We start from the raw sequence: 13,758 nt of genomic DNA, 5'->3' as shown, positions 1-13,758 counted from the left end.
GTTTCTCCTCCTTGTGGACCTTGATGGAAGTCGCGGGGCTCGCCTAGCTGGCGTATCTGAGATAGCCTGCAGCGCCCTTGAACGTGACGAGCCGCCATGCTCACGCTCTATTCCTATCCGCCGTTGTTCGGCGTCGCCGACAACAATGGCTATGGCCTGAAGGTATTCGCTTTCCTGAAGCTCGCCGGCGTGCCGTTCCGGCACGAGCACATCTTCGATGCGTCGAAGGCGCCGCGCCAGCAATTGCCCTATATCGTTGACGGCCGTGACACTGTCGGCGACAGCGAGACCATCCTCGCCTATGTCACCGGAAAATATGGCGTGACGCTGGATGCCGCGCTGACGCCGGCGCAGCGCACGACCAACCTGCTCGTCACGCGGACGCTCGACGATCTCTACTGGGTGATGTCCTATTCGCGCTGGCAGGATGAGCGCTACTGGCCCCAGTTCCGCGATGCGCTCAAGCGCGAACATCCGGGCCTCACCGACGACGGCTTGATGAAGGCCAAGGAGTTCAACGCCCGGCGCTATTACTACCAGGGCATCGGCCGCTTCGAGCCCGACGCCGCGATGGCCCGCGGGCTCGCCGATCTCGCCGCACTGGCGAGCCTGATCCCGAGCCGAGGCTATGTGCATGGCGACAAACCGACGACCGTCGATGCCGGCATCTATGGCTTCGTGGCCAACATCTACTTCTACGACATCAAGACGCCGCTGAAGCAATTCGTGGTCTCGCACGAGGCTCTGGTACAACATTGCCGCACCATCCACGCGGCAGTGAGCAAGTGAGCCGGGGCCAACTCGACCTCTGACTCGCAATATGACCTTCGCGGCCGGGAGCGAACTGGCGGTTGCTCGGGCGTAGCTGGATATATCTGCGCTGGCGTGTCGCAGCCGGCCTCTCACAAACAGATCAATTTCAGGGGTAGTATCGCGTCCTTGGGCTAGCTGCGGAGCCGGTCATGGCTTCAAAATTGTCTTCGGGCCTTTTCGCGTCAGTACTCGTTGGAGCAGCAGTGCTTTTGATTGCAGGTCCGCCACCTGCATGGGGCCTGCTGTTGCTCGGCTCCTTCGCACTGGCGGCGCTCTACATCGTCGCGAGAATGAGGTCGCGCTACGATCCGCTCGATCCACGCTTCGGCAGCTGCATCCCTCCGATGTCCAGGCCGAAGGGCAGCGGCGGCAATGACTCCACCGCCTGAGCGCCGTCCAGCATCGATCAGATACGGATCGTGCGAAGACGTGCTGATAGCCTGAAGCCGACATGGGAAGCGCGGCGGCTGCAGTTCGCATTCCATTTGGAATTTTGTGCAGTTTGTTTCAGACGACACCCGTCGGATTTTTCAGCACCAGGAGATTGATCAAATGCAGACGCCTACCGCAAACCCCCGAGGAGCAGAGTTTTGGAACAGCACCATGGGGCACTCATGGGTTTCGCAGCAAGCCGTGATCAGCGATGTCTTCACGTCGGTCACCGGCGTCAGCCTGGGTGCTGCGGCGGCAAAGCCGGGTGATCATGTGATCGATATCGGATGCGGCACCGGTGACACATTGTTGGCGTTCGCCAGGATTGTTGGTCCGTCAGGTGCCGTGTTGGGTGTCGATATCTCGGTCCCGATGCTGGATCTGGCCAGGCATCGTGTCGCCGAGGCGAGGCTTGGCAACGTCACTTGTGCGCTGGCCGACGCGACGATCTACGGGTTCGAACCTCGCTGGGCGGATCTGGTGTATTCGCGCTTTGGCCTGATGTTCTTCGATGACCCGGTCAAGGCCTTCACCAACATCCGCAGCGGCATGAAGGCGGGCGGGCGGCTGGTGTTCGTCTGTTTTCGCACCATGCCGGAGTCGCCGTGGTTTCGCGTGCCGATCGAGGCGGCACGACCGCACGTGCCGCCACAACCGCCGCTCGATCCATCGGCGCCTGGGATGTTTTCGTTCGCGCGCGAGGAGCGCGTCCGCGGCATCCTGACCGAGGCCGGGTTTCACGAGATTGCGCTCAAGGCCACCGACGTGCCGATCCATGGCGGCGACATCACGCAAAGCATGGCCTTCATCACGCAGGCCGGCCCGCTGCCTGCGCTGCTCGAGAATGCCACGGACGATCAACGTCATCGCGCCATAGAAGCGGTACGCAACGCGCTCGCCGCAAGCATCGGAGCCGATGGGCGCGATCTGCATGTGGGTCTGTGGCTCGTGTCGGCGCTAGCCTAGCGAGATGCCGCGTTCCGGATTGCGAAGGCAGATACCACGCCATCCGCGCCGCACCCGCGCCTGCGGTCGGCACTCGGCTTTCCCTGCGCCTTCTGTAATCGGAGCGGCGAAACGAGGAGCAAAGCTCGGGCGAAGCGAGGCTCGAGAACGCGTATGTGTGACTCACCGGCCGCGCAACAAACACAGTGTCGTCCCTGCGAAAGCAGGGACCCATAACCACAGATGCTGATTGTCTTGCGACGATGGAACGACGAGTCACTTCAACAACACAAGCCACGGCGTATGGGTCCCTGCTCCCGTGCGCAATTGCGCACTAGGCAGGGACGACGCGTGGAGGGAGCTACGCGCTCAAGTCCACGCGTACGACGGGGAGAGAGAAGCGGCGAACTTCACCGCCCCTGCTGCAACCCCGCCTCAAGCCGCGCGAGTTCGCCGTCGAGATCGCGCTCGACTTCGGCCACGTGCATGTCGACCACCCGATAGTCGCGCGCCTCGAGCCAGGCTCTGCGCTTGGCGCGGTCGGCTCCGATGGCCTCGCTCTCGTTCGGGTTGACCAGTTCGATCGCGAGCCGGTGCACGAAGGAGACGAAGTCGGGGATGTGGCGGCCGACCGGGGTCTGGCGCTTGAACTGGCCGGCGAAGCGGCGGTCCCGTGTCAGCGCCTGCCACAGGATCCGTTCGGCGTCGGTCGGATTGCGGCGGAGCAGCCGGGCGAGCCCGCGCACGGTGCTGCTGCTGTCGGCGGTCGCGCCACCCTGCCCCTGCTCGGCGAGCAGCGCCCGCAGCCGGGTCGCCTGGGCCCCATCCAGCACGCCGCCCTTGGCGGGGCCCTTGCGGCCCTCGGCGATCGCCATCACCACGCCGTGCAGCGTGTGCATGTCCTGCTTGGTCGGATCCATCCGGGTGAAGATGTTGCGCAGGTTCACCAGCATGGTGTCGCGCTTCTCCGCCGGCCGCAGGAACTCGACCTTGTCGAGCTCGGCGACGAGGTTGTCGAAGAACGCCTGCATCTGGTGCTGGGAGGCCGGCTCGGACCGCTCGGGCATCGCGAACGGCAGCGCGCCGGCGGTCGAGAGCTTGAACCACTCGTAGCCCATCAACAGCACCGCCTGCGCCAGATTGAGCGAAGCGAAGCCCGGATTCACCGGGAAGGTGATGATGCGGTTGGCGAGCGCGACCTCCTCATTGGTCAGGCCGGCGCGCTCGCGCCCGAACAGAATGCCGGCGCCGCCGCCGGATGCGACATGACCGACGATCTCACCCGCCGCGCCTTCCGGCCCGACCACCGGCTTGGCCTGGTCGTGGGCCCGGGCGGTGGTCGCAAACACCAGCGTGAGATCGGCGATCGCCTGCTCGACCGTGTCGAACAGCTCGACGGAACCGATGATGTGGTCGGCACCGGCGGCGGCGCGCTGGGCGGCAATGTTCGGCCAGCCGTCGCGCGGGTTGACGATGCGCATCCTCGACAGCGCGAAGTTGCCCATCGCGCGCGCGGCCATGCCGATGTTCTCGCCAAGCTGCGGCTCGACCAGGATGACGACGGGACCGGCAAGGTCGTGCCCTGCCTTGGTCTTGTCGGTGCCGGACATCTCACTTCACTTTCTGATTCAACGTCTGAAGATTTTGAATCAGCTTCCAAAGCGGCTGCTTCAAAATCTCAAGCAGGGGCCCAAGACCGCATCGACCAGCTTTGCACCGGTTTTGCGCGGGACCATTTTCTCCAAGGAGATAACAGGGTTAGCGGCGTTTGCGAATCCTCAATCGGAGTCCCAATCGCACGAAGCGAAGGCAGCCGCTTGCGCGCACTTGGCCTTCGGATAGGCTATCAACCACAACCAAAGCGAAGCTGTAAAGGCACGCTTGAGACGCCGGTTGAACAGCGAGGCACCTTGGGGGGACGACGATGCGGGGCAGATGGACGCTGGCGATTTTGGGCCTGATCTTGATCGTGGCGGGGGGCCTGCTCGCCCACTTCACGCAGACCGCCGGCGGCATCCGAATCGAGGATGTGCGCTTCAAGGGCGCCAAGGGCAATACCATGAGCGCCCTGCTCTACATCCCACCGAATGCCACGCCGCAGATCCCGGCGCCCGGCATCCTCGCCGTCCACGGCTATATCAATTCGCGCGAGACCCAGGACGGCTTCGCCATCGAGTTCGCCCGCCGCGGCTACGTGGTGCTCGCGCTCGACCAGACCGGCCACGGCTATAGCGACCCACCCTCCTTCGCCAACGGTTTTGGCGGACCTGACGGCCTTGCCTATCTCCGCAGCCTCCAATTCGTCGACAAGGAGAACATCGGGCTCGAGGGCCATTCGATGGGCGGCTGGACCGTGCTGGCGGCCGCCGCAGCGATGCCCAACGACTACAAGTCGATGGTGCTGGAGGGCTCGTCCACCGGCAAGCCATTCGCCGCCGAGGGCACCGTGAACTGGCCGCGCAACACCGCGCTGGTGTTCGCGCAGTACGAGGAATTCCCCGACCTGATGTGGGGCGTCCAGCTCGCGCGCGACGTCACCAAGAGCCCAAAGCTCTGGGCGCTGTTCGGCACGCAGGGCGCGGTCGAGCCGGGCAAGGTCTATGGCGATCCGGCCAACGGCACCGCGCGGGTGCTGTACACCCCGGCGATGACCCATCCGGCCGAGCACATCTCGCATGAGGCGATCGGCTACAGCCTCGACTGGTTCGCCAAGACACTGAAGGGCGGCACCCCGCGTCCGGTCGACGACCAGATCTGGTTCCGCAAGGAGATCGGCACGCTCCTCGCCCTCATCGGTTTCATTGCCCTGGTCATCGGGACGTTCGACGGCTTGCTGGAGGCCAAGGTGTTCTCCCGCCTGCGGCTGCCGGCGGTTGCCGACGGCACGATGCCGCCGCATCAGGCCGCGAGCGGCCGGCGCTGGACCACGGCGTTCATCCTGTCCGCCTTCATCCCGGCGCTGACCTATTACCCGGCCTTTGCGCTGGGCGGCACTTTCGTCACCCCAAGTGCGTTCCTGCCGCAGGGCATCACCAACCAGATCCTGGTCTGGGCCATCATCAACGGTCTGATCACGCTCGCCCTGATGCGGTTTGCCCCGAAGCGCGCCAGCCGGACCGGCCTCGTCGGTCAATCCGTCGTGATCGCGCTGGCTTCGGTCGCGGTCGGCTATGCCGCGTTGTGGCTCGCCGACCTCGCCTTCAAGATCGACTTCCGCTTCTGGATCGTCGCACTCAAGTTGATGAGCGCGAAGCAATTCCTCATCTTCCTGATCTATCTGATTCCGTTCACGGCGTTTTTCGTCGTGGCGCTGCACGTGCTGCACCGGAATTTCTCGACCATGGATGCGCCGCGCGGGGCGCTGTACCTGACCAACATCCTGGCGCTGACGTTCGGTTTCATCGTGTTGCTGGCGCTGCAATACGGCACGCTGTGGCTGACGGGGAAGCTGTTCAACCCGGTCCCGGACCCCGGTTTCGTGCCGCTCTCGACCATCGTCGCGATCCAGTTCGTGCCGCTGCTCGCGATCGTCGCCGTGATCGCGACCTTCACCTGGCGGCGGACCGGATCGAGCCTGCCGGGCGCCCTGATCGCGGGCCTGTTCGTGACCTGGTACATCGTCGCGGGGACGGCCACTCAGGTCCCATTTTAGGTGAAAAGATGGGCTGAAAGTGCATAACCCCTCCGCTTCCGCCCGCCCCCGGGCGGTGCTATAGCGCAGGCATCTTTTCCATCCCCGCCGTCAAAAGCGCGCCGTTCCCAAGAGGGCCTCCCCATCATGGCAAAAATCAAGGTATCCAACCCCGTCGTCGAGCTTGATGGCGACGAGATGACCCGGATCATCTGGCAGTACATCAAGGACAAGCTGATCAACCCGTTCCTGGATGTCGAACTGCTCTATTTCGATCTGGGCATGGAATACCGCGATGAGACCAACGACCAGGTGACCATCGACGCCGCCGAAGCCATCAAGAAGGTCGGCGTCGGCGTCAAATGCGCCACCATCACCCCCGACGAGGCCCGGGTGAAGGAATTCGGCCTGAAGCAGATGTGGAAGTCGCCGAACGGCACCATCCGCAACATCCTCGGAGGCTGCATCTTCCGCGAGCCGATCATCTGCAAGAACGTGCCGCGCCTGGTTCCCGGCTGGACCAAGCCGATCATCATCGGCCGCCATGCCTATGGCGACCAGTACCGCGCCACCGACATCAAGTTCCCCGGCAAGGGCACGCTGTCGCTGAAGTTCGTCGGCGAGGACGGCACCGTGATCGAGAAGGAAGTGTTCAAGGCGCCCGGCGCCGGCGTCGCGATGGAGATGTACAATCTCGACGACTCCATCACCGATTTCGCCCGCGCCTCGTTCAACTACGGCCTGATGCGCAACTACCCGGTCTATCTGTCGACCAAGAACACGATTCTGAAGGTCTATGACGGCCGCTTCAAGGACATCTTCCAGGACGTCTTCGACCGCGAGTTCAAGAAGGAATTCGACGCCAAGGGCCTGACCTACGAGCACCGCCTGATCGACGACATGGTGGCCTCGGCGCTGAAATGGTCCGGCGGCTATGTCTGGGCCTGCAAGAACTATGACGGCGACGTGCAGTCCGACACCGTGGCCCAGGGCTACGGCTCGCTCGGCCTGATGACCTCGGTGCTGCTCACCCCGGACGGCAAGACCGTGGAAGCCGAGGCCGCCCACGGCACCGTGACCCGCCACTACCGCGAGCACCAGAAGGGCAAGGAGACCTCGACCAACTCGATCGCGTCGATCTTCGCCTGGACCCGTGGCCTCGCCCATCGCGCCAAGCTCGACAACAACGAGGCGCTGGCGAAGTTCGCCACCACCCTGGAGAAGGTCTGCGTCGCGACCGTCGAAGAGGGCTACATGACCAAGGACCTCGCGCTCCTGGTCGGCGCCGACCAGCGCTGGCTCTCGACCACCGGATTCCTCGACAAGGTGTCCGACAACCTCGTGAAGGCGATCGCGGCCTGAGGCCGTCATCCTGGGAAGACAGGTGCGAGCATGACCATGGCCCTTGTCAGAGCCGTCGTGCTCGCATCGTTCTCGCTCACCGGGTCGGCGGCATTCGCTGCCGGCCCCCTGCCCGACGCGGTCGCGGCGCCCGGCGAGTCCCCGGTTCTGTCGGTCCATGCCGAGGGCGTGCAGGTCTATGAGTGCAAGCCGGTCACCGACGGCAAGCTCGCCTGGTCGTTCCGCGAACCGGTCGCGACCCTGATCGCCGACGGCCGCACGGTCGGCCGGCATTATGCGGGTCCGAACTGGGAGCATGTCGACGGCAGCGCCGTGACCGCCCGCACCGCCGGCAGCGCACCCGGCGCAACGCCTTCCGACATTGCCTGGCTGAAGCTCGAGGTGATTGCCCACCGCGGCAATGGCCTCTTCTCCGGCGTCGCAACCGTGCAGCGGATCAACACCTCGGGCGGCGAGCTCAGCGGCGCCTGCGACAAATCGGGCGCGCTGAAGGGCGCGGCATATTCGGCGGATTACGTGTTCCTGCGACGGGACTGAGCGTTTTCGAGCGAAGTGGGTAACCGGTCCGCGTGAAGAAAACGCGTCAAACGAAGAATCGAGAGCCTCGTTCCGATTCAATCGGAATGAGGTTCTAGTCGCGGATGCCGCCGTCGGTCTCGCGCGGCGCCTGGGCGATCTCTGCGGCGGCCAGGTCGCCGCCGGCCGCGAGCGGATCGGCAAGCCGCGCCTCGGCGGTCTCCCGGACATGCGCGGCGAGCGCCGGCATGCGCTCGATCAGGGCATGGAAGTCCTGCGCATCGAGCACCAGGAGCTTGGTCTTGCGCGTCGCGGTCACCGTGCCGGAGCGGCTGGTCCGCCGCAGCAGCGCGATCTCGCCGAAGAACGCGCCGTCGGCGAGCCGCACAAGCTGGCTCGGCAGGTCGATCTCGACCTCGCCCGCGGTGATGAAATACATCGATGAGGCCGCATCGCCGCGCCGCACCAGCACCTCGCCGGCCTCGATGGTCTGCGACCGCAATAGCCGCATGATGTCGGAAATATCGGCGGCGCCAAGATGCGAGAACAGCGGCACCCGCGCCAGCATGCCCCAGGTCACGACGAAGTCGCGGCGCCGGACCTCGTCGGCAAACGCGGTCGAGATGATCGCGACCGGCAGCGCGATCATCGCGAAGCCGACCACGATCGCGACCACCGTGACGGTCCGACCGAGCGGCGTTATCGGGATGACGTCGCCGTAACCGACGGTGCCGAGCGTCACGATCGCCCACCACATCGCCTGCGGCATGGTGCCGAACTTGTCCGGCTGCACTTTGTGCTCGATGGCATAGAGCAGCGAGGCGAACAGCAGCACCGCGCCGGTCAGGATCACGACGCAGCCGAACAGCGTGCGCCGCTCGGCATGCAGCGCCGCCAGCAGCGAGCGCATCGCGGTCGAATAGCGCACCAGCTTGAGGAACGGCAGCATGCCGAACAGCACCAGCGCGGTCTTGTCACCGATGGCAAGCGCGATGGCCGACGGCAGGAAGGCGAGCAGGTCGATCACGCCGAGCGCCGAGAAGCCGTATTCCAGCCGTGCCCGTGCCGGCGTCATATCGCGCAGCGAGTGGCCGACCACGCTCCAGAGCCGCGCGGCATATTCCAGCGCGAAGGCGATGACCGCCGCGATCTCGATGGTCGTCAGCAGCCAGCCGAATTGCGCATCGATCTCGGGCACGGAGGCCAGGATCGCCGCCAGCACATCGACGGCGATGATAGCGACGATGACCCGGGCAAAGCGCAAGCCGCCCGAATGCGGCAGATCATCGCGTTCGAGCAGCTCGTAGAGACGGTCACGCAGCCCGGGATCGCTGATCGTGGGCTTGAGCGGAGCCGTCGCCACGATCAGCCTCTCCGTCAGGCGCCGGCCGATGCCTGTTGAGTCATGGCCTGTTCGATCGCCGACAGCGCGGCGTCCGCCTTGGCGCCGTCGGGCCCACCGGCCTGCGCCATGTCGGGCCGGCCGCCCCCGCCCTTGCCGCCGAGCACCTCGGAGCCCTTGCGCACGAGCTCTACCGCGTTGAACCGCGCGGTCAGATCGGCGGTGACGCCGACCACGATGCCCGCCTTGCCGTCCTCGGTGACGCCGACGATCGCGACCACGCCCGAGCCGATCTGCTTCTTGCCGTCGTCGACGAGACTCTTGAGATCCTTGGTCTCGACGCCCTCGACCGCGCGCGCGAGCAGCTTGACATTGCCGACCTCGCGAACGGCTGAGGCGGCGCCGTTCGACGCACCGCCGCCGCCCATCGCGAGCTTCTTGCGGGCATCAGACAGATCGCGCTCGAGCTTCTTGCGCTCCTCCATCAGCGCGGCGATGCGCGCCGGCACGTCGTCGATCGTGGTGCGCAGCTCCAGCGCCGCGGTCTTGGCCAGCGCGATGGTGTCGTTGGCGTGCTTGCGCGCGTGATGCCCGGTCAGCGCCTCGATGCGGCGCACGCCGGACGCCACCGCGCCCTCGCTGGTCACCGAGATCAAGCCGATGTCGCCGGTGCGGCGGACATGGGTGCCGCCGCAGAGCTCGACCGACCAGCCAAGCGCGTTCTGGCCGTGATCGCGGGCGCCCCTGCCCATCGACACGACGCGAACCTCGTCGCCGTACTTCTCGCCGAACAGCGCGCGGGCGCCGGCCTCGCGGGCATCGTCGACGCCCATGACCCGGGTCGTGACCTCGTCATTCTCCAGCACGACATCATTGGCGATGTCCTCGATCCGGGCGAGCTCTTCCGGCGTGATCTGCTTCGGATGCACGAAGTCGAAGCGCAGCCGGTCCGGCGTGACCAGCGAGCCGCGCTGGGCGATGTGATCGCCGAGCACCTGGCGCAGCGCCTCGTGCAACAAATGCGTTGCCGAATGGTTGGCGCGGATCGACGAACGCCTGGCGTGGTCGACCTCGAGCTGCAGCGCGGTGCCGACACCGAGCGTGCCCTGCTCCACCGTGCCGAGATGCACGAACAGATCGCCGGCCTTCTTCTGCGTGTCGGTGACGCGGAACTTGACGCCCTCGCCGGTGAGCACGCCGATGTCGCCGACCTGGCCGCCGGACTCGCCGTAGAACGGGGTCTGGTTCAGCACGATCGCGCCGCTCTCGCCGGCCTTGAGTGCGTCGACCTCGGCGCCGTCCTTGATCAGCGCCGTCACCGCGCCTTCCGCGCTCTCGGTCTCGTAGCCGAGGAATTCGGTCGCGCCGAGCTTCTCGCGCAGCGGGAACCAGATCGCCTCGCTCGCCGCCTCGCCCGAGCCTGCCCAGGAGGCACGCGCCTTCACGCGCTGCCGCTCCATCGCGTCGGTGAACGACGCCTGGTCGACGCTGATGCCGCGCGACTTCAGCGCGTCCTGCGTCAGATCCAGCGGGAAGCCATAGGTGTCGTACAGCGTGAACGCAGTGTCGCCGTCGAACATGTCGCCCTTCTTGAGGCCGGCGCTCTTCTCGTCGAGGATCGACAGGCCCCGCGCCAGCGTCTTGCGGAAGCGCGCCTCCTCCAGCCGCAGCGTCTCCTCGATCAGCTTCTCGGCGCGGACCAGATCCGGATAGGCCTGGCCCATCTCGCGGACCAGCGCCCAGACCAGGCGATGCATCAGCGGCTCGCTCGCGCCCAAGAGCTGCGCATGGCGCATCGCGCGGCGCATGATCCGGCGCAGCACGTAGCCGCGGCCCTCGTTCGACGGCAGCACGCCGTCGGTGATCAGGAACGCCGACGAGCGCAGATGGTCGGCGATCACCCGATACGACCCAACGTTCTGCTCGTTCGGACCGTGCCCGAGGGTAGACGCGGCGGCATCGATCAGGTTGCGGAACAGATCGGTCTCGAACACGCTCTCGACGCCCTGCAGGATGGCCGCCATGCGCTCCAGCCCCATGCCGGTGTCGATCGAGGGACGCGGCAGCGCCACGCGCTCCTCCTTCGTCACCTGCTCGTACTGCATGAACACCAGGTTCCAGAATTCGAGGAAGCGATCGCCATCCTCCTCCGGGCTGCCCGGAGGGCCGCCCCAGATGTGCTCGCCGCGGTCGATGAAGATTTCGGAGCACGGGCCGCACGGACCGGTATCGCCCATCGCCCAGAAATTGTCCGAGGTCGGGATGCGGATGATGCGGTCATCCGAGAAGCCCGCGATCTTCTTCCAGTAGCCGGCCGCCTCGTCGTCGGTATGGTAGACGGTGACCAGCAGCTTGTCCTTCTTCAGCCCGAAATCCTTGGTGATCAGATTCCAGGCGAGCTCGATCGCGCGCTCCTTGAAGTAATCGCCGAACGAGAAGTTGCCGAGCATCTCGAAGAAGGTGAGATGGCGCGCGGTGTAGCCGACATTGTCGAGGTCGTTATGCTTGCCGCCGGCGCGCACGCATTTCTGCGACGTCGTGGCGCGCTGATAGCCGCGCTTCTCGACGCCGGTGAAGACGTTCTTGAACTGCACCATGCCGGCATTGGTGAACATCAAGGTCGGGTCGTTGCGCGGAACCAGCGGCGACGAGGCCACGATCTCGTGCCCGTTCTCCTTGAAGAAGTTCAGAAATGTCGACCTGATGTCGTTGACGCTGCTCATGTTCATCCAATCGGAAAAAGGGGCCGGCCAGCCGCAAAAAGGCGTCATTTTCCGGCCGAACGCTTTTAGACATTGCCAGCTGCGGTGTCCAGAAACTGTGCAGGCGGATCATGGGCTTGCCGCGGCAGCACAAAGCCCATTGGATAGTTGCTGCAGCTGCGTTGACAGTCTTGGTGGCGCCGTGTTTTCTACCTACCTATACCTAGTCACGTCGGGAGAGACCGGCCTTACGGCCGGCGCCGAAGGAGCAACCGCCCCGGAAACTCTCAGGCAAAAGGACCGCGTGACGTCTGACATCTGGAAAGAGACGCTGGGGTTCGCCCCGATGCGTCCGCCGACGGGATAATACTCTCAGGCACAGCGACAGATGGGGCTTTCTGCAGGTTTCTCAAGGGGAAATAGGTCCCCGACGGGAACCGCGAGGGCCCTGTGATGCTTGCACGCGAAACTTCCCCGCTGAAACAGACCCCGCTACACGCGCTGCACCTTGCGCGCGGCGCCAAGATGGTGCCGTTCGCCGGCTACGACATGCCGGTGCAATATGCGGCCGGCGTGCTCAAGGAGCATCTGCACACCCGCAAGGAAGCCGGCCTGTTCGACGTGTCGCACATGGGCCAGCTCGTGCTGAAGGCCAAATCCGGCAAGGTCGCCGATGCTGCGCTCGCACTGGAAAAACTAGTGCCGCAGGACATCGTCGGTATTGCGCCGGGACGGCAGCGTTACGCGCAATTCACCAACAATGACGGCGGCCTGCTCGACGACCTGATGGTCGCGAATTTCGGCGATCACCTGTTCCTGGTGGTCAACGCCGCCTGCAAGGCCGAGGACGAGGCGCATCTGCGCGCTAGCCTCGCCGACGCTTGCGAGATCGTATCGCTGGCCGACCGCGCGCTGATCGCGCTGCAGGGGCCGAAGGCCGAATCGGCGCTGGCGAAACTTTGTGCAGATGTCAGTTCGATGAGATTCATGGACGCCGGTCCGCGCCGCGTCGGCGACGCCGACTGCTTCGTCTCGCGCTCCGGCTATACCGGCGAGGACGGCTTTGAGATTTCCGTGCCCGCAGACAAGGTGGAAGCCCTGGTCACCGCGCTGCTCGATAATCCCGACGTGTTGCCGATCGGGCTCGGCGCGCGCGACAGCCTGCGGCTCGAAGCCGGGCTGTGCCTCTATGGCCATGACATCGACACCACGACGACGCCGGTCGAAGGCGCGCTGGAATGGTCGGTGCAGAAGGTTCGCCGCAGCGGCGGCGCCCGCGCCGGCGGCTTCCCGGGCGCCGACAAGATTCTCGCACAATTCGCAGATGGCGCCGCGCGCCGGCGGGTCGGCCTGAAGCCCGACGGCCGCGCCCCGGTGCGCGAAGGCGCCGCATTGTTCGCCAATGCCGCCTCGACCGAGCAGATCGGCAAGGTGACCTCGGGCGGCTTCGGGCCGAGCCTCAATGCGCCGGTCGCGATGGGCTATCTGCCTACCGCCCTTTCCGCCGTCGGCACCACCGTTTTCGCCGAAGTGCGCGGCCAGCGGCTCCCGCTGAAGGTCGCCGCCACGCCCTTCGTCCCCAATACCTACAAACGCTAAACGCCAAAGGATCGATCCCCATGACGACGCTGTACACGTCCGACCACGAATGGCTCCGCATCGAGGGCGACGTCGCCACGATCGGCATCACCGACTATGCGCAGTCGCAGCTCGGCGACGTCGTGTTTGTCGAACTGCCCAAGGTCGGCCGCAGCCTGAAGAAGGCCGAGGCCGCCGCTGTCGTCGAATCCGTCAAGGCCGCCTCCGACGTCTACGCGCCGATCACCGGCGAGGTGGTCGAGGTCAACGAGGCGCTCGCCGCCGAGCCCGCGCTGGTCAATTCGGACGCCGGCGGCAAGGCCTGGTTCTTCAAGATGAAGATTGCCGACAAGGGCGAACTCGGCGGCCTGATGGACGAGGCCGCCTACGCCGCGCACACCGCCTAAGAGAATGAAGCAGATAGCGACCACACACTC

Annotated in this window: 11 protein-coding genes and 1 riboswitch; of the genes, 8 read left to right on the top strand and 3 right to left on the bottom strand. The window is 65.4% G+C overall.

Annotation, left to right across the window (positions count from 1 at the left end; genetic code table 11):
• The first annotated feature begins 96 nt into the window (after nucleotides 1–96).
• From AC1VNY_RS03235 to AC1VNY_RS03225, 3 genes are all read left to right on the top strand, one after another.
• On the top strand, nucleotides 97–789 hold the full coding sequence (locus AC1VNY_RS03235) for a glutathione S-transferase C-terminal domain-containing protein (protein WP_482404071.1): 693 nt from the start codon (nucleotides 97–99) through the stop codon (nucleotides 787–789).
• A gap of 227 nt (nucleotides 790–1,016) precedes the next feature.
• Entirely contained in the window at nucleotides 1,017–1,202 is a 186-nt protein-coding gene (locus tag AC1VNY_RS03230; RefSeq protein WP_482404070.1) for a hypothetical protein, read from the top strand.
• A 163-nt stretch (nucleotides 1,203–1,365) separates the two neighbouring features.
• A complete protein-coding gene (locus AC1VNY_RS03225) occupies nucleotides 1,366–2,211 on the top strand; it encodes a class I SAM-dependent methyltransferase (protein WP_482404069.1) in 846 nt (281 codons plus the stop codon).
• Nucleotides 2,212–2,600: 389 nt separating this feature from the next.
• On the opposite strand, the gene AC1VNY_RS03220 is transcribed toward AC1VNY_RS03225, so the two are convergent.
• The gene (locus tag AC1VNY_RS03220; RefSeq protein WP_482404068.1) at nucleotides 2,601–3,800 is read right to left on the bottom strand and encodes a TrmJ/YjtD family RNA methyltransferase; all 1,200 of its coding nucleotides are present in this window, start codon (nucleotides 3,798–3,800) and stop codon (nucleotides 2,601–2,603) included.
• Between the two features lie 314 nt (nucleotides 3,801–4,114).
• Between AC1VNY_RS03220 and AC1VNY_RS03215 the strand changes: the two genes are divergently transcribed.
• The 3 genes from AC1VNY_RS03215 to AC1VNY_RS03205 all read left to right on the top strand — a co-directional run bounded on the left by AC1VNY_RS03215 (nucleotide 4,115) and on the right by AC1VNY_RS03205 (nucleotide 7,720).
• Nucleotides 4,115–5,842 carry an alpha/beta hydrolase family protein gene (locus AC1VNY_RS03215; RefSeq protein ID WP_482404067.1) on the top strand — a complete coding sequence of 576 codons (1,728 nt, stop codon included), beginning with the start codon at nucleotides 4,115–4,117 and terminating at the stop codon, nucleotides 5,840–5,842.
• A gap of 126 nt (nucleotides 5,843–5,968) precedes the next feature.
• Nucleotides 5,969–7,183 (top strand): NADP-dependent isocitrate dehydrogenase, encoded by a 1,215-nt coding sequence (locus tag AC1VNY_RS03210; RefSeq protein WP_016848511.1) that lies wholly within the window; start codon nucleotides 5,969–5,971, stop codon nucleotides 7,181–7,183.
• A gap of 36 nt (nucleotides 7,184–7,219) precedes the next feature.
• Entirely contained in the window at nucleotides 7,220–7,720 is a 501-nt protein-coding gene (locus AC1VNY_RS03205; protein ID WP_482404066.1) for a DUF3455 domain-containing protein, read from the top strand.
• 94 nt (nucleotides 7,721–7,814) lie between these two features.
• Here the strand turns inward: AC1VNY_RS03205 and AC1VNY_RS03200 are convergent, their stop codons facing one another.
• Both AC1VNY_RS03200 and alaS read right to left on the bottom strand, forming a co-directional pair.
• On the bottom strand, nucleotides 7,815–9,065 hold the full coding sequence (locus AC1VNY_RS03200) for a cyclic nucleotide-gated ion channel (RefSeq protein ID WP_482404143.1): 1,251 nt from the start codon (nucleotides 9,063–9,065) through the stop codon (nucleotides 7,815–7,817).
• 11 nt (nucleotides 9,066–9,076) lie between these two features.
• Entirely contained in the window at nucleotides 9,077–11,764 is a 2,688-nt protein-coding gene (gene alaS, locus AC1VNY_RS03195; RefSeq protein ID WP_482404065.1) for an alanine--tRNA ligase, read from the bottom strand.
• Nucleotides 11,765–11,966: 202 nt separating this feature from the next.
• Nucleotides 11,967–12,055: riboswitch (glycine riboswitch) on the top strand.
• A 141-nt stretch (nucleotides 12,056–12,196) separates the two neighbouring features.
• Between alaS and gcvT the strand changes: the two genes are divergently transcribed.
• Nucleotides 12,197–13,342, top strand: coding sequence for a glycine cleavage system aminomethyltransferase GcvT (gcvT, locus tag AC1VNY_RS03190; protein ID WP_482404064.1), 1,146 nt, complete (start codon nucleotides 12,197–12,199; stop codon nucleotides 13,340–13,342).
• A gap of 20 nt (nucleotides 13,343–13,362) precedes the next feature.
• Entirely contained in the window at nucleotides 13,363–13,728 is a 366-nt protein-coding gene (gcvH, locus tag AC1VNY_RS03185) for a glycine cleavage system protein GcvH (protein ID WP_038385968.1), read from the top strand.
• Nucleotides 13,729–13,758 lie beyond the last annotated feature (30 nt).

The sequence above is a fragment of the Bradyrhizobium ferriligni genome, from assembly GCF_056837965.1.
This window is presented reverse-complemented; position numbering and strand designations above follow the sequence as displayed.